We start from the raw sequence: 15,994 nt of genomic DNA, 5'->3' as shown, positions 1-15,994 counted from the left end.
GCGGCGTGGCGTCACAGGTTCACCATGTGATGTGGGTGAACCTGCACTTCACACGGCGTGCACGCCATGAGAAGTGACGGTTCGCCCACTTAACATGGTGAACCAGCAGCCGCGCGACGCCAGCTCAGCCCTCGGCCAGGCGCAGCCGCAGGCCGGTCGCCCGCTGCGCGCGGGTCTCGACGGCGGCGCGTACGGCGGCCTCGCTGCCGACGACGCGCACGTGGTGCCGGGCGCGGGTGACGGCCGTGTAGAAGAGCTCGCGGGTGAGCAGCCGGGAGCCCTCGTCGGGCAGCAGCACGGTGACCCGGTCGGCCTGGCTGCCCTGGCTCTTGTGGATCGTCATCGCGTGCATGGTCTCGACCGCGTCGAGGCGACCGGGCGCGAACTCCTTGAGCCGCTCGGAGCCGGCGACGAACGCGCGCGGCCGACCACCCTGGCGCACGACCACGCCGGTCTCGCCGTTGTAGACGTCGAGGGCGTAGTCGTTGCTGGTGACCAGCAGCGGGCGGCCGACGTACCAAAGCCCGTAGATCTCGACCTCGGGGTCCTCCGCGAGCCAGCGCTCGACGAGCTGGTTCCAACGGCGGACGCCGTACGGGCCCTCGCGGTGCGCGCAGAGCAGGCGGTAGCGGTCGAGCTCGTCGAGCGCGCGGGCCGGGTCCTCGGCGACGGCCGCCTGCCAGACGGCGCGGGCGGCGGCAAGGGAGTCGGGGCGCAGCGCGGCCTCGATCGAGGCCTGGTCGGTGGCCTCGACGAACGACACCTGCTCCGACGGCGTGCGCAGCACCCGGAGCACGTCGTCGGCGTCGCCGTCGCGGAGCACGGTGGCGAGCTCCTTGATGTCCTGCTCGGAGCGGAAGTTCACGTTGAGCGCGGCGACCGGCGAGTCGGTCCGGCCCTCGAACCCGGCGACCAGGTCGCTCAGCACCGCGCCGGCGCCGACCGACGTGAGCTGGCGCGGGTCGCCGACCAGCACCAGCCGGCTCTCGGGGCGCAGCGCCTCCAGCAGGCGGCCCATCATCGTGAGCTCGACCATCGAGGACTCGTCGACGACGACCACGTCGTACTTCAGGCGGTTGCTGCGGTCGTGGCGGAACCGGGTCGCGTTGTCGGGCCGCCAGCCGAGCAGCCGGTGCAGCGTCAGCCCGTCGACCCGGCCGACCAGGCCCGCCGCCTCCGGCCAGGTCCGCGCGACGGACTCGAGCTCGGTGACCACGGCCTCCTGGAGGCGGGTCGCGGCCTTGCCGGTGGGCGCGGCCAGCGCGATCGAGAGACCGCCGCCGGCCTGGTCGGCGAGCAGCGCGAGCAGCCGGGCGACCGTGGTGGTCTTCCCGGTGCCGGGGCCCCCGGTCAGGATCGTCGTACGTCGGCGCAGCGCGGCGACGACCGCCGCCCGCTGCTCGTCGCTGAAGTGGTCTCCCCCGAGGCGAGCGAGCGCGGCGTCGAGCCGGGCCTCGTCCACCGGAGGCGGCGCGAGCGCGAGGCGGGCGGCGAGGTCGTCGTGGACCTGCGTCTCGAGCCGGTGGTAGCGGTCGAGGTAGAGCAGCCCCCGCTCCCAGCGGATCACGCCCGCGGTGAGCAGTGGGGACTGCTCGATCGGCCACTCGTCCGGCCAGGCCAGCTCTGGCGCGGTCTCGCGGGCCGCGGAGAGGTCGAGGCAGACCGAGCCGCGGCGTACCGCCCGGACCGCGAGCGCGACGGCGAGCAGCACCCGCTCGTCGGCCTCGCCGCCGAGCGCGCCGATCCGGGTCGCGACGTGGACGTCGGAGGAGGTCAGCACGCCGGCCTCGTTGAAGGCGGCGAGCAGGCCGGTCGCGGTGGTCGCGATCCGCCAGTCGTGCTCGCCGACCGGCTCGAAGAGCTCCGTCATCGGACACCGTCCAGCAGGTCGGAGAGCCCCTCGACGAGGGCGACGGGCGGCTGCCAGGCGAACACGCCGCAGGGCGCACCGTCGACGAGCGGCGTGGAGGGGCCGCACATGCCGCGCAGGTAGAGGTACAGCACCCCGCCGAGGTGCACGGACGGGTCGTACCCGGGCTGCCGCCAGCGCAGGAACCGGTGCAGCACCGCGGCGTACAGCAACGCCTGGAGCGGGTAGTCGGAGTGACCCATCGCGGCGTCCAGCGCTTCGGGGCGGTAGCTGTGCGCGGTCAGCGGCGCGTCGGTCGGACCGACCCAGTTCGTCTTGTAGTCGACGACGAGGTAGCGCGGGCCGGGGAGCCGGAGCACCACGTCGACCGACCCGGTGAGGTAGCCGCGCAGGGTCTGCTCGCCGAGCGGCCCGGCGAGGGCGCCGGCGTACTCGCGCACGGGGTCGCCGGGCGGCAGGTGCCGCTCCAGCAGCGGGCCGATGTCGCCGAGCCGGCTGTCGCCGAGCGGCAGCTCGAAGTCCATCTCCCGGAGCCGGTCGGCGAGCGACAGCTGCCGCAGCGTCAGGCCCGACGCGAGCGGGCCGAGGGGCGAGTCGCAGACCGCGACCAGCGCGTCGGCGAGCTCCTCGCGGTCGAGGTCGACCGGCCACCAGCCCAGCTGCTCGTCGATGTGCCCGAGCAGCTCCGCGCGCAGGTCGGGGGCGTCGGGGTCGGTGTGCTCGAGCACCGCGTGCACGAGCGAGCCGAACGTCGCGCCCACCGGCAGCCCGGCCATCGGCGACGGCACGTCGTCGGCCGGCGGCACGAACTCCAGGGCGGCCGGCTCCAGCTCCTCGTCGTCCTTGGCGCTGACCTCCGGCTCGCTGGTCACGGCCGCGGTCGTCTCCAGCTTGCTCAGCGAGGAGTACGACGCACGCCTCCACTCGGTGTCGACCTCGCGGGTGAACGCGCGGGCGGCGAGCTCGGGCGGGGCGGAGCGTGGCGGATCGGCGCCGGGGTCGGCGTGGATGGCCGCCTCGGGCGAGGGCCCGCCGCGGTCGCGCCAGCGGGTGAACAGTGCGACCACGTCGTCGTCGTTCGGGACAGGCGGGCTGTCGGGGACGTCCGTCGACTCGGCGTCTCGCATCAGCATCCGGTGCAGTGGCGAGGCGACGGCGTTCTTGGTCGGCGCCCACCAGGCGACGACCTGGGACTTGGCGCGGGTGATCGCGACGTACAGCAGCCGCAGCCACTCGCCGGCCTCCTCGTCGGCCCAGCGCCGGCAGTGGTCGCTCCAGTCGGCGCCGCCGGACCCGACGTTCAGGCAGCGGTTGCCGTCGTCGTCGTGGAACAGCGGCCGGGTCGGCTTCGGCACGAACCGGTCGGAGAGCGCGGGGAGGTAGACGACGGGGTACTCCAGCCCCTTGCTCGCGTGGATCGTCACCAGCTGCACGGCCGCGGCGTCGGAGTCGAGCCGGCGGGTGCGCTCGACCCCGCGCCCGGCGCGGCCCTCGGAGACTTGGTCGCGCAGCCAGGTCAGCAGGGAGACCAGGCCGTGCCGCTCGTTGAGCGTGACCTCGTGCAGCGCCTCGCCGATGTGGCGCAGGTCGGTGAGCCGGCGGTCGCCGCCGACCTCGGCGAGGACCCGCTCGGGCAGGCCGGCGACGTTCGCGGCCTCGAGCACCGCAGCGATGCCGCGGCTGGTGAACAGCTCGACCCAGGTGCGCAGGGTGTCCGCGACCTCGTCGGTCAGGTCGTCGCCGCGGTCGTCGAGCTCGGCCGGGGTGTGCCCGAGGAAGCAGGTGAGCGCGGCCGAGCGGACCCGCGCGCTGCGGTGCGGCTGCTCCAGCGCCTCCAGCAGCGTCAGCCACTCGACCGCGGCGGGGGTCGCGAACACGCTGCCGCCGCCCGCGATCACGGCCGGCACGCCCTGGGCCAGCAGCGCCTCGCGCACGTCGGCGAGGTCGGCGTGCCGGTAGCTGATCACCGCGATGTCGCGGGGCCGGATCGGCTCGTCGCAGTACGTCGCCCCGGAGGCGAGCAGCCTGCGGACGTCGAGGGCCAGGTCCTGGGCGACGTGCGGCCGCACCTGCGCGACCGGCAGCGTGGCGTTGCCGCTGCGGCGGAACTGGTCGCGCCGCACCACGCGCACCCGGAACGGCGCGGCGTCCCCGGACAGCCGGCTCTCGCGGTGGTGCGCCTCCACGTCGCGCACGACGATCCGCTCGTCGCCGAGCGCGGCACCGCGCAGCAGCGCCTGGAACGAGTCGAGCAGCGGGGCGTCGCTGCGCCAGTTCACCGACAGCGTCTGCTGGGTGGTGGCGGTCGCGGCGGCCTGGAGGTACGTCGTCACGTCGCCGCCGCGGAACGCGTAGATCGCCTGCTTCGGGTCGCCGATCAGCACCATCGTGGCGTGGCCGGAGAAGGCCCGGTCGAGCACCTGCCACTGCACCGGGTCGGTGTCCTGGAACTCGTCGACGAGCACGATGCTCCACCGCGCGCGCATCCGCTGGGCCGCGGCGCCATCCTGGTCGGCGAGCGCATCGGCGAGCTGGGTGAGCAGGTCGTCGTACGACAGGATCCCGAGGCGGCGCTTGCGCCGGTCGAGCTCGGTGCGGACGGCGTCGGCGAAGCTCACGCGGCGACCGGCCGGCGTGGAGCGGTCCTCACCGGCGGGCTCGAGGCGGGCCTGCGGATCGCCGACCGCGGTGCGCGCGATCGCCAGCGCCTCGGCGTGGTCGAAGACCGGGCCGTTCGGGTCGAACGCGAACGCGCGGAGGTAGAGGTCGTCGACGGTCTCCTTGACCAGGTCGTCGAGGTCCTCGACCAGCCGGGCGCGGGAGTCGGTGTCGCCGGCGACGCCGAGCGAGTCGAGCACGAGCGAGCAGAACTGGTGGGTCGTCGCGATCGTCGCCGCGTCGAAGCCGGCCAGGGCCTCCGTGACCCGGCGGTGCCCGAGCCGACGTTCGTCGGGCCCCCACGACCGCAGCAGCTGCACGAGGTCGGAGTCGGAGACGTCGCCCGCGGCCGGGTCGTCGCTGAGCACCCGCTCCGCCTCGACGAGCTGGGCACGCACCCGCTCGCGGAGCTCCTGGCTGGCGGCGCGGCCGAACGTCACCACGAGCATCTGCTCGAGCGTGGCGTGCCCCTCGGCGACGTACCGCGTCACGAGCGCGCCGATCGTCCAGGTCTTGCCGGTGCCGGCGCTCGCCTCGAGCAGCACGGTGCCGGTGGGGAGGTCGGCGGTGATGTCGAACGGCTTCACAGCGGGCCCACCTTCTCGGCGCCGGTGAGCAGCGGCTCCCAGATCCGCCACGCGACGTCACCGAGGCCGGCCTCGACCAGCACGTCGAGCGCCGCGCGGGCGCCGTACACCCGCTGGTGGTAGCCGTCGGCGTCCTCGCCCTGGATGCCGAACTGGTTGAACGGGTCGGTCTCCCACTCGCGGTTCGCGGCGGCGTACGGCGTGAGGTCCTGCCCCATCTGCTCGCGCAGGTGCGCCTCCGCCCACGCGGCGCCGGTCTTCACCGGGACCGGCAGCGGCGCGCACAGCCCACGGTCGCGCAGGTCGACCAGGTCGCGCAGCCAGTCGGCGGCGCGGTGGTCGAGCGGCCCGGCCAGGGCGCGCTTCGGCCCGGCGCGGTCCTTGCCGACGGCGTGGGAGGTCCAGTGCTGGTCGGGGTACGACGCGCTCAGCGCAAGCAGGTCGACCCAGGCGTGGAGGCGCTGGCGGGCATTGAGGCGGGAGTACCCGAGCGACACGACGCGGGTGCCGTAGACGCCGGGCACGGTGCCGGTGAGGCGGCGGCCGTCGCCGAGATCGACGTCCACGTCGACCGACCGGCGCTCGCCGTCACGGATCTCGGCGGTGCGCGCCCAGAGCTTCTGGCACTCCTCGACGACCTCGTTGAACGCACCGGTGCCGAGGCCGCCCGGCGGCAGCGTGCCGCTGAGCTGCTCGGCGGTCATCACCGCGACCGGGTCCTGCCCGGCGAGCAGCTCGCGCAGCAGCCGGTCGCCGATCTGCCACTTCTCGAGGCTGTCCAACGCCACCGGGATCGCGTCGGCGAGGTCGTCGGGCGCGAAGGGCGTCGCCACGTCGAGCCGGTCGCGGACGAACGCGCGCACCGGGTGACCGAGGAACGCCTTGAGGTCCGCGAGCGACACGTCCTCGCGCCGCCGCTGCGGCAGCGCGCCGGTGAGGAACGGCGGCGGCTCGTGGCGCTCACCCCAGGCCGACCGCGCGCCGGCGAGGGCGGCGGTGTCGAAGCTGAACGGGCGCTGCGGCACGAAGTTGCGGGCGTCGTACGGCTGCAGCGGGTGCTCGGTGAGCACGTGCGTGCGGACCGGCTCGGCGGTGCAGCGGTCGGCGGCGTCGAGGATCTCGCCGAGGGGTACGGCGGGGGGCCGGCGCGCGCCGGACTGCTCGTTGGCGCCGGTGTAGGTGATGACGAGGTGCTCGTTCGCGGCGAGGACCGCGTCGAGGAGCAGCTGCCGGTCCTCGCTGCGGGCGTCGCGCTCGCCGGTGAGCGGCCTCCGGCCGAGCACGTCGTCGCCGTCGACCGCGCCCGCGCGCGGGAAGACGCCGTCGTCGAGGCCGACCAGGCAGACCACGCGGTGCGGCACCGAGCGCATCGGGACCATGGTGCAGACGGTGAGCGTGCCGGTGCGGAAGTTCGCCCGCGTGGGCCGGCCGGCCAGCCGCGACTGCAGCAGGGCCCGCATGTCGGAGAGCCGCAGCTCGATCTCGCCCTCGTGCGCGGACGCCGCGGCGCGGGCCAGCTCGCGCTCGAACTGCGGGAGCTGCCAGGCGTCGTCGGCCGCGACGTCGGTCAGGCCGCGGACGCCGGCGCGCAGCCGGTCGGTCCACTCCGCGACCGTGGTCGCCTCGGCGAGCCCGGTCAGGCAGGTGTCGAGACGGTCGACGAGCTCGGCGATCCGGCCGGCCAGGTCGATCTCGTTGCTGCCGACGTCGTCCAGCGGCAGCCCGCGGCCGAGGTAGCGGTGGTCGTCGCCGCTCATCGCGACGCCGAGCAGGATCCGGTCGAGGCCCATCCGCCAGGTGTTGTGGGGGAACCGGTCCATCTGGAACTGCTTGCGCGACTCCTCGTCGATCCCCCAGCGCACGCCCGCCTGCGCGACCCAGCGGCTCACCCGGTCGAGGTCGTCGTCGGTGAGCCCGAACCGGCGCCGGCACGGCTCGGTCGCCGCCAGGTCCAGCACGTCGGCCGCGGTCACCCGGCCGCCGGACAGCTCCAGCAGGTCACCGGCGACCGACAGCAGCGGGTTGGTGCTGGTGAGCGCCCGGTCGGCGAGCTTCACGCGCAGCTGGTGCGCGGGGTGCCCGTCGGTCGTCGCGAGCCCGAAGCCCGCGGAGATCAGCGGCGCGAACGTCTCGATGTCCGGGCACATCACGAGGATGTCGCGCGGCTCGAGCGTCGGGTCGTCCTCGAGCATCCCGACCAGCACCTCGCGGAGCACGTCGATCTGGCGGGCCGGGCCGTGGCAGGCGTGCACCTGGAGGGACCGGTCGGCCGGGTCGAGGTGGCGGGCCGCGCGCTCGTCGTACGTCGGGGCGTGGTTGGCACGCAGGTCGTGCTGGAGCCAGCCGAGCATCGACGCGTCGGTCGGGCTCGTCGGGGCAACCAGCTCGGCCGGGACGCCGTCGAGGGTGCGGCGCAGCTCGCGGGCGTCGCGGCCAAGCGAGGCGAGCAGGGGGTGGCCGACCCGCTCGGCGGAGGTGTCCTCGTCGCGCGGCACGACGCCACCGAGGCCGGCCAGGTCGTCCCAGAGCTGCGGCGAGGGCTGCGGGAGGAACAGGTGCACGTCGCGCTGCTCGCCGAGCGCGGCCAGCAGCTCGACCTCGGTCACCGGGATCCGGGTGTGGCCGAACAGGCTGAGCCGCCCCGGCAACGGGAGGTCGGCCCCACCCGCCTGCAGCGCCGCGACGGTCTCGGCGTGCCGCAGGTCGGGCGCGGGGGCGTCGACCCGGGTGAGGAGCCGGCGCCACAGCTCGGCCTGCCAGCGCAGGTCGTCGGCGAGGTCGCCGTCGTCCCCCACGCGCCAGCCGGTGATCAGCGAGGGCCGCTGGACGGCGTACGACGCGAACAGGCCGGCCAGCCGGATCGCGACGGAGTACCGCCGGTTGCGCCGCATCTCGCCGTCGAGGTGCGCGGTGAGGGTCTCGAACCCGGGCGCGCCGAGGCAGTCGTCGATGGTCGCGAGCAGTGGCCAGACGAGGCGCTCGGGGTCCCACGGGTCGTCGCGCTCACGGCCGAGCAGCAGGCTCACCAGGCTGCGCGGGTTGAGGAACCGCACGCCCGCGCACACCCCGTCGCCGCCGCGCGGGCCGGTGCCGAGCCGGTGCGAGAGGCGCTGGGTCAGCCAGCGCTCCACCCCGCGGGCCGGCACCACCACGACCTCCTCGGCGAACGGGTCGTCGAGGGGTGTGGCCAGCAGATCCCCGAGGCGCTCGGCGAGCGCGTCGGTGCGCGCGGCTCGGTGGATCTGCAGGGTCACGGGGTGACCCTATTCGGCCGGTCCGACAGGGCCGGTTGTCGGAATCACCGGTTCACCGGTGATTCCGTCACTTCTCAGGCGTTGCAACGGCCGAGAAGTGCCAGTTTCACCGGTGAACCGGTGAAACTGACACCGGCCCATCTACGCGTCGCGCCGCTTCACCACGACGTACGCCGCCGCGAGCAGCACGGCCGTCTCCGCGCAGAAGACCGCGAAGCCCACCCACGGGTCGAGCAGGTTCGGGTTGAACGAGACCGGCGTGGAGATCCCGGAGCCGGCGTTGCCGGGCATCAGCTTGGTGACCCACTCACCGAACGCGCCGGGGATCAGGTTCACCATGTTGCCGAGGATCAGCATCAGCGCGAGGACGCTCGAGATCGTGCCCGCGGTGTGCCGCATGAGGAAGCCGACAGCGACCGTGAACAGCCCGATGCCGGCGAGGTACAGGCCCGAGCCGTACATCGAGCGGAGGACGTCCCCGGACAGCGACAGCCCGATGCCCTCGCGGTCGAGGAAGAAGTTGCCGCCGGCGTACCCGACGAACGCGGTCACGGTGCCGACGACGCCGAGCAGCGCGACGACCACGACGGACTTCGCGGCGAGCACCCGGCCGCGCGACGGGACGGCGGCGAACGTCGTACGGATCATGCCGGTGCCGTACTCCGTCGTGACGACCAGCGCACCCAGCACGACCGCGGTGATCTGGGCGATCATCATCCCCCAGGTGATGAACGAGCCCGGCGACTCGTCGGCCTCCGAGGACGCCAGCCAGTCGGCGTTGCCCCAGCAGATCAGCGTGGTCAGGCCGGCGCCGAGCACGAACGTCGTGACCAGCGTCCACCAGGTCGAGCGCACCGAGCGCAGCTTGAGCCACTCCGCGCGCAGCACCGCAGCGAACGACGGGCGCGCGACGTCGGTGCGCTCGACGACGGTCCCGGACTCCATCACCGACGCGGACATCACGCGGCTCCTTCCACGACGGCGTGGTACTCGACGCTGTCGGCGGTCAGCGTCATGAACGCGTCCTCGAGCGAGGAGCGCACCAGCGTCAGCTCGTGCACGGCCAGGCCGTGCTTGAACAGCGTGTCGCCGATCGCCGCGGCGTCGAGGCCGGTGACCCGGATCTCGTCGTCGACGCGCGAGACGTCCAGGCCGCGACCGCGCAGCAGGTTCGCGGCGTCGCCGAGGGCGGGCGCCTTCACGCGGACGTACGACGCCGCGTGGTCGGACATGAACTCCGCCATCGAGCAGTCCGCGAGGATCGTGCCCCGGCCGATCACCAGCAGGTGGTCGGCCATCAGCGCCATCTCGGACATCAGGTGGCTGGAGATGAAGACGGTCCGGCCCTCGTCGGCGAGCTGGCGCGCGAAGGTGCGCACCCAACGGATGCCCTCGGGGTCGAGTCCGTTGACGGGCTCGTCGAGCACGACCACCGGCGGGTCGCCGAGCATCGCCGCCGCGATGCCGAGTCGCTGCCCCATGCCGAGCGAGAACCGGCCCGCCCTCTGACCGGCGACCGATTCCAGGCCGACCAGGTCGAGCACCTCGCCCACGCGCGTGGTCGGGATGCCGTTGGACGCCGCCATCCACCGCAGGTGGTCACGGGCGGACCGCCCGGGGTGGATGGCGTGCGCGTCGAGGAGTGCGCCGATCTCGCGCAGCGGCGCGGGCGAAGCGGCGTACCGATGACCGTTGACGCTCACCGTGCCGGACGTCGGCGCGTCGAGGCCGAGGATCATCCGCATCGTCGTGGACTTGCCGGCGCCGTTGGGGCCGAGGAAACCGGTCACGCGACCGGGCTCGACGACGAAGTCGACGCCGTCGACGGCGGTCCGGTCGCCGAAGCGCTTGGTGAGCTGGTGGGCACGGATCATGGGCCCAAGCCTGCTGCGGCGAACGGGTCCCGACATCGGGGCGGATCCCTGAGACAACCCCTGACAATGTCCCTAGGGTTCGTCGCATGAAGCGACTCCTCCTCCCCGTAGCGAGCCTCTCCCTCGTCGCCGCCGGCTTCGGCGCCGGCATCGCGGTGTCCGCGACGGCCGCCGACGACACGGCCGCCCGGGCCGGCGCCAGCGAGCCGGTCACCGTCACGCGCGACCCGCTCGCCGAGGCCCCCGGCCCCTCCGGTGCCCCCAAGCGCACCCTGGGCCTGGCCCGCGTCGTGGTGATGCCGGGCGCCGAGCTCGCGTCGCACCACCACCCCGGCACCCAGCTCGGGTACGTCGCCGAGGGCGTGCTCACCTACACCGTCGAGACCGGGCGCGCCCAGCTGATGAAGGGTCGCGGCGACGACCCGACGCTGATGAAGAACATCGGCCCCGGCGAGACCGTCCACGTGAAGCCCGGCCAGTGGCTGGTCGAGGAGCAGGGCGAGGTCCACCACGCCAGCAACCGGGGCGACGTCCCGATCGTCATCTACATCTCGTCGCTGACCCGCACCGGCTCGCCGTCGGCCATCCCGGACTGATCCGGGACCGACGAGACACCAGGAACGGCCCCTGATGCGTCTTTTCGGGGGCCGTTCCGGGTGTCTCGACGGGAGACGACCGGGTACCGCTCGGACATGACCGAGCAGCAGCCGCACGCCGAGCCGACCCCCCAGGACCGCCCTGCCCAGGACCGCCCTGCCCAGGACCGCCCTGCCCAGGACCCGCTACGCCGGTCGCGGACCAGCGGCGCGTGGGTGGCGGTCGTCGCGGCCGCGGTGCTGCTGCTCCTGCTCGTCATCTTCATCGCGCAGAACACCCAGGACGTGCACCTGTCGTTCCTCGTCTGGGACGGCAGCACCCCGCTCTCGGTGGCGCTGCTCATCGCCGCGGTGATCGGGATCGCGCTCACCGCGGTCGTCGGCTCGCTGCGGATCCTGCAGCTGCGCCGACGGGTCCACCGCGACCGCCGGTAGACGTAGCCCGTCCCGCGGTGCTTTCGTGACAGCGTGACACGCACCATCGTGGCCGACTACCTCGTCGTCGGCGCCGGCGCCATGGGCATGGCCTTCACCGACGCGCTGATCGACCACGCCGACGTGCGGGTGGCGATGGTCGACCGGCGCCACGCCGCGGGCGGGCACTGGCTGTCGGCGTACCCGTTCGTCCGGCTGCACCAGGCCTCGACGTTCTACGGCGTCCCGTCGACCGTGCTCGGCGGCCGGTTCCAGGAGCACGGCCCGGAGGCGGGGCTGCACGAGCGCGCCGACCAGCCGACGATCACGGCGTACTACAGCCGCGCCCTGCAGCGGATGGTCGACACCGGGAGGGTCGAGCTGTACGGCGGCTGCGACTACCACGACCGCGCCGTCACCTCGCGGGTGTCGGGCACGACGTACGCCGTCTCGGAGACGACCCGGGTCGTCGACGCGCGCTACCTCTCCCCCGACATCCCGGCCGAGACGCCGCCGCCGTTCGCGGTCGCCGACGACGTGCACGTCATCCCGGCCAACGGTGTCGTGGGCGTCGAGGAGGCGCCGAGCCAGTACGTCGTGGTCGGGTCCGGCAAGACCGCGACCGACACCTGCATCTGGCTGCTGGCCCACGGCGTCGACCCCGACGCGATCTGCTGGGTGCGCCCGCGCGACCCGTGGATGCTCAACCGGGCGCTGATCCAGCCGAACCCGGCGATCTACCTCGCCATGGTCGCGAACATGCTCGAGGCGTCGGCCGCCGCGCCGTCCCTGCCCGACCTGTTCCTGCGGCTCGAGGAGCTCGGCATCATGCTCCGCATCGACCCCGCCGTCACGCCGACGATGGCGAAGGCGCCGACCCTCGGCACCTGGGAGCTCGAGCAGCTGCAGAGCATCGAGAACGTCGTCCGCCGCGGCCACATCCGCGCGGTCCACCGCGGCCGGCTCGAGATGGAGCAGGGCGACGTCCCGATCGCCGACGACGCGATCGTCGTGCACTGCGCGGCGGACGGGCTCAAGCTGCCCGGCCGGATCCCGCTCTGGCAGCCCGACAGGATCACGCTCCAGGCCGTGCGCGCCGGGTTCCCCTGCTTCGGCGCCGCGGTGACCGGGTACGTCGAGGCGACCCGCGACGACGACACCGAGAAGAACCGGCTGTGCCCGCCGTCGTCGTACGGCAACACGCTCGAGGACTGGGCGGTGATGAACGTGACCGGCTTCCGCGCGACCGCGTCGTTCGGTGCCGAGCCCGACATCAGGGAGTGGGCGAGCAGGGTCGCCCTCAACCCGGCCCGGGTCGCTCCCGACACCGTGCCGTCAGCGGAGCTCGACGACGCGCTCGCCCGGCTGGCGGCGCACACGGGACCCGGCATCGCGCGGCTGGCCGAGCTTGTCGGTGGTCGTCTCTAGCGTCGCGGCATGACCTCTTCGCAGCACGACTTCGACTTCATCTTCGGCCGGTGGTCGGTCCGCAACCGCAAGCTCGTGGACACCACCGACCCGGGGTGCACCGAGTGGGTCGAGTTCGACGCGGTCAGCGAGGTCGGCCCGATCCTGAACGGCGCTGGCCACACCGACGAGATGACGGTGGCGACGCCGTCCGACGGCGGCGAGCCGTTCGTCGGGTTCACGCTGCGGCTGTTCGACCCGAGCGACCAGTGCTGGCGGATCTGGTGGAGCTCCACGCGCGCGCCCGGCGTCCTGGACGTCCCGGTGGTGGGCCGGTTCGTCGACGGCCACGGCGTCTTCGAGGCCACCGACACGATCGCCGGGCGCCCTGCGCAGGTGCGTTTCGAGTGGTTCGCCGACCAGCCGCTGTGGCAGCAGTCCTTCTCCTACGACGGAGGTGAGAGCTGGTACCTCAACTGGCAGATGCGGTTCACGAAGCTCTCCTGAGCGATCCGTTCAGCCCCGCGCCCGCATCCGCTCGGTGAGCTCGGCGCGCGAGCCGATGTCGAGCTTGGTGTAGACGTGTCGCAGGTGGTGCTCCACCGTCTTGGGGCTCAGGAACAGTGCGGCCGCGGCCTCACGGGTCGTGTGTCCGTCCGCGAGGAGCAGCGCGATCTGCAGCTCGCGCGCGGTGAGGTCGACGACCGGACCGGTCTCCCGACGGCGTACGGCGAGCCCGCTGGCGTCGAGCTCAGCGAGCGCCACGTCCGACCAGCGCCGCGCTCCCAGACGCTCGAACTCGTCGAGCGCCGTCCGCAGGTGCTCGCGGCAGTCGACTCGGCGCCGCATCCGGCGCAGCCGCTGGCCGTACAGCAACCGGGTCCGAGCCGCCTCGAACGGCTCGGGTGCGGCCGCATGGTGGCTCAGCGCCGCCTCGAACGCCGCGTCGGCCTCGTCGTCGGCGCACAGCAGGGCGCGGACGCGGGCGCCGCGCGCGAGCGACCACGGACGCGCCTTCAGCTCGACGCGGCGCAGGTAGTCGTCCACCGCCGGATCGGTGCGCGGGTCGTCGCCGGCCCGCAACCGCGCCTCGACGAGCTCCGGCACCGGCGACAGGTCCGGGTCGCCGACCTCGCGCTCGGCGAGCAGGCGGATCACGGCAGCGAAGCCGGTCGCAGCGTCAGCGACCGAGCCGAGTGAGAGGTCGAGCTCGGCCAGGGCGAGGTCGACCCACGCCGTGGCCACGTGCACGTCGCGCGCCTCGCCGACCAGACGCGCCTCCGCGCCCGTCGCGCGACACTCCTCGACCCGGCCCTGGCGGGCCTGCAACCAGCACAAGCCGGAGAGGCTGGCCGCGAGCTCCGTGGCCTGGCCGTTCTCGCGGGCCAACGCCGCCGCCTCGCCGTACGACGCCTCCGCGCGCGTCCACCGGTCACCGGTGGCGTCGACGCGGGCCAGGTGGAAGAGCAGGTGCGGGAGGTCGCCGATCGCGGCCGCCTCCCGGCGCTCGGTCACCGCGCGCTGCACGAGCTCGCGTCCCGCGCCCGACTCGCGCAGATAGAGCGGCCCGACCAGCTCCCACGCCGAGCGGGCGCGCGGCTCGTCGATCGGGAGGACGGCCAGCAGCGCGACGCCGCGACGCAGATGCTCCACCCCGGATCCACCGGCCAGCGTGCGTGCGACGCCGACCGCGATCGAGGCGATCGCCTCGGCCCGCGGGCCGCAGGCGGGGCCGGAGAGCAGGGCCTCGACCCGGTCCGCGACGGCGGTCGCCCCCGGGACGTCCAGCTGGTAGTAGCAGACCTCGATCGCCTCGGCGTAGAGCAGCAGCGCCTCCCCGACGGCGTCACCCGCGGCCTCCTCGGCTGCCGCCACCAGGTCGGCGTACGCCGGTCCGAGCCGGCCGGCCCGGAGGGCCGCCAGGCCGGTGACAGCGCGGGTGCGGGCCCGCAGCGTCGGCGAGTCAACACGCCGGAGGGCCTCGTCGAGCACCCGTCCGGCACGCGCATCGTCACCGGAGAGCCAGGCGGACTCTCCAGCAGACAGGAGCCGGCGTCCCGCGTCGGCACGCCCCTCGGAGAGCTGCGCCGCCCGCTCGCTCGCCGAGGAGGCGACGGCGTGCGCACCCCGGGCGGCGGCCCGCGCCGCCACCCCGTCGAGCTCGATGGCGGCGGCCTCGTCCGGCCCCAGGGCCGCGGCGCTCAGGTGCCAGGCCCGCCGGTCCACGTCGCCGGCGCCCAGCACCTCGGCGACCTGCGCGTGCAGCCGCCGACGTACGCCGGCCGGCGCGTCCGCGTACGCCGCGGTCCGCGCCAGCGGATGGACGAAAGCCACCCGCCCCGGTCCGACGGTGAGCAGACCCGCCTCCTCCGCACCGGCGAGGCTCCCGGCCGGCACCCCCGCGACGGCGCAGGCACGGGTGACGACCGCCAGGTCCTCGCCCGCGACCGCGGCGACCCGCACCGCCTCGAGGGCGGCGGGTTCCAGCCGCTCCAGCCGGACGCCGAAGGCGGCGGTCGCCACGGAGGAGAGGGTGGCGGCGCCGACGGGCAGGTCGGGGAGGCCGACGAGCGAGTCCGGCTCTCCCGCGAGCGTGTGCAGCACCAGTGGGTTGCCGTCCGCCAGCTGCACGATCCGCTCGACCTGCTCCTCGACCAGCGGCAGGTTCAGCGAACACACCAGCTCGCGCGCCTCGGCCGGACCCAGACGACCGACGTCGAGCGTCGGCAGGCCGTCCCAGGCGTCGGTCTCGTCCGGGCGCACGGCCACCAGCACCAGCACCGCATCGGCGAGGAGCCTGCGGCACGTGAAGGCCAGCGCCTCGGCCGACGGCCGGTCCAGCAGGTGACCGTCGTCGACCACGACGGCCGTCGGGGACTCCTCGCCCACCCGGGTCAGCAGCGTGAGCACTCCGGCCGAGACCGCGAACCGGTCGGTGCGCCGGTCTCGACCGGCGCCAGCGCGCAGCGCCAGCGCAACCCCGAGTGCCTCGGCCTGCGGACCCGGCAGGTCGTCGATCCGGTCGTGGAGCGGACGCAGCAGGGTGGCGAGGCCGGCGAACGGCAGGTCGTGCTCGGACTCCGTCCCGCTCGTCCGGAGCACCCGGAGCCCTTCTGCACGCGCGACCGCATCCTCGAGCAGGGCGCTCTTGCCGATCCCTGCCTCGCCCCGGACCACAAGCACGCCACTCTGACCGAGACGTGCACCCGCGAGCAGAGCCTCGACGTCGCGTTGGGCCGGCAGCCGCCCGACCAGCATCTTCGGAGTCTAGGGGGGACCCCCGATGCGACGGGTGCCGTCGCCGATCCACGGTCGGAGGGACGCCGGCACCTGG

The 15,994-nt window shown here is 74.1% G+C and carries 10 protein-coding genes; 4 read left to right on the top strand and 6 right to left on the bottom strand.

Annotation, left to right across the window (positions count from 1 at the left end):
- Nucleotides 1–124: 124 nt before the first annotated feature.
- The 5 genes from recD to MJ604_RS11755 all read right to left on the bottom strand — a co-directional run bounded on the left by recD (nucleotide 125) and on the right by MJ604_RS11755 (nucleotide 10,243).
- The gene (gene recD / locus MJ604_RS11775) at nucleotides 125–1,870 is read right to left on the bottom strand and encodes an exodeoxyribonuclease V subunit alpha (protein ID WP_243058522.1); all 1,746 of its coding nucleotides are present in this window, start codon (nucleotides 1,868–1,870) and stop codon (nucleotides 125–127) included.
- Nucleotides 1,867–5,115, bottom strand: coding sequence for a UvrD-helicase domain-containing protein (locus tag MJ604_RS11770; protein ID WP_243058521.1), 3,249 nt, complete (start codon nucleotides 5,113–5,115; stop codon nucleotides 1,867–1,869). The genes recD and MJ604_RS11770 overlap by 4 nt, the downstream gene beginning before the upstream one ends.
- Nucleotides 5,112–8,369, bottom strand: coding sequence for an exodeoxyribonuclease V subunit gamma (gene recC / locus MJ604_RS11765; RefSeq protein ID WP_243058520.1), 3,258 nt, complete (start codon nucleotides 8,367–8,369; stop codon nucleotides 5,112–5,114). The genes MJ604_RS11770 and recC overlap by 4 nt, the downstream gene beginning before the upstream one ends.
- Nucleotides 8,370–8,510: 141 nt before the next feature.
- Entirely contained in the window at nucleotides 8,511–9,329 is an 819-nt protein-coding gene (locus tag MJ604_RS11760) for an ABC transporter permease subunit (protein WP_243058519.1), read from the bottom strand.
- Nucleotides 9,329–10,243 (bottom strand): ABC transporter ATP-binding protein, encoded by a 915-nt coding sequence (locus MJ604_RS11755; protein WP_243058518.1) that lies wholly within the window; start codon nucleotides 10,241–10,243, stop codon nucleotides 9,329–9,331. Before MJ604_RS11755 ends, MJ604_RS11760 begins: the two co-directional genes overlap by 1 nt.
- Before the next feature lie 86 nt (nucleotides 10,244–10,329).
- Between MJ604_RS11755 and MJ604_RS11750 the strand changes: the two genes are divergently transcribed.
- From MJ604_RS11750 to MJ604_RS11735, 4 genes are all read left to right on the top strand, one after another.
- Nucleotides 10,330–10,839: a cupin domain-containing protein gene (locus MJ604_RS11750; RefSeq protein WP_243058517.1), complete on the top strand. Its 510-nt coding sequence runs from the start codon at nucleotides 10,330–10,332 to the stop codon at nucleotides 10,837–10,839.
- 96 nt (nucleotides 10,840–10,935) lie between these two features.
- On the top strand, nucleotides 10,936–11,274 hold the full coding sequence (locus tag MJ604_RS11745; RefSeq protein ID WP_243058516.1) for a lipopolysaccharide assembly LapA domain-containing protein: 339 nt from the start codon (nucleotides 10,936–10,938) through the stop codon (nucleotides 11,272–11,274).
- Nucleotides 11,275–11,307: 33 nt separating this feature from the next.
- The gene (locus tag MJ604_RS11740; RefSeq protein WP_243058515.1) at nucleotides 11,308–12,681 is read left to right on the top strand and encodes an NAD(P)-binding protein; all 1,374 of its coding nucleotides are present in this window, start codon (nucleotides 11,308–11,310) and stop codon (nucleotides 12,679–12,681) included.
- A 9-nt stretch (nucleotides 12,682–12,690) separates the two neighbouring features.
- Nucleotides 12,691–13,167, top strand: a complete 477-nt coding sequence (locus MJ604_RS11735) for a hypothetical protein (RefSeq protein WP_243058514.1) — start codon at nucleotides 12,691–12,693, stop codon at nucleotides 13,165–13,167.
- A gap of 9 nt (nucleotides 13,168–13,176) precedes the next feature.
- Here the strand turns inward: MJ604_RS11735 and MJ604_RS11730 are convergent, their stop codons facing one another.
- Nucleotides 13,177–15,918 (bottom strand): AAA family ATPase, encoded by a 2,742-nt coding sequence (locus MJ604_RS11730; RefSeq protein WP_243058513.1) that lies wholly within the window; start codon nucleotides 15,916–15,918, stop codon nucleotides 13,177–13,179.
- Nucleotides 15,919–15,994 lie beyond the last annotated feature (76 nt).

This window comes from Nocardioides sp. SR21 (assembly GCF_022761125.1).
GTDB lineage: Bacteria > Actinomycetota > Actinomycetes > Propionibacteriales > Nocardioidaceae > Nocardioides.
Note: the sequence above shows the minus strand (reverse complement) of the source record. Positions and strands in the feature narration are given on the sequence as shown.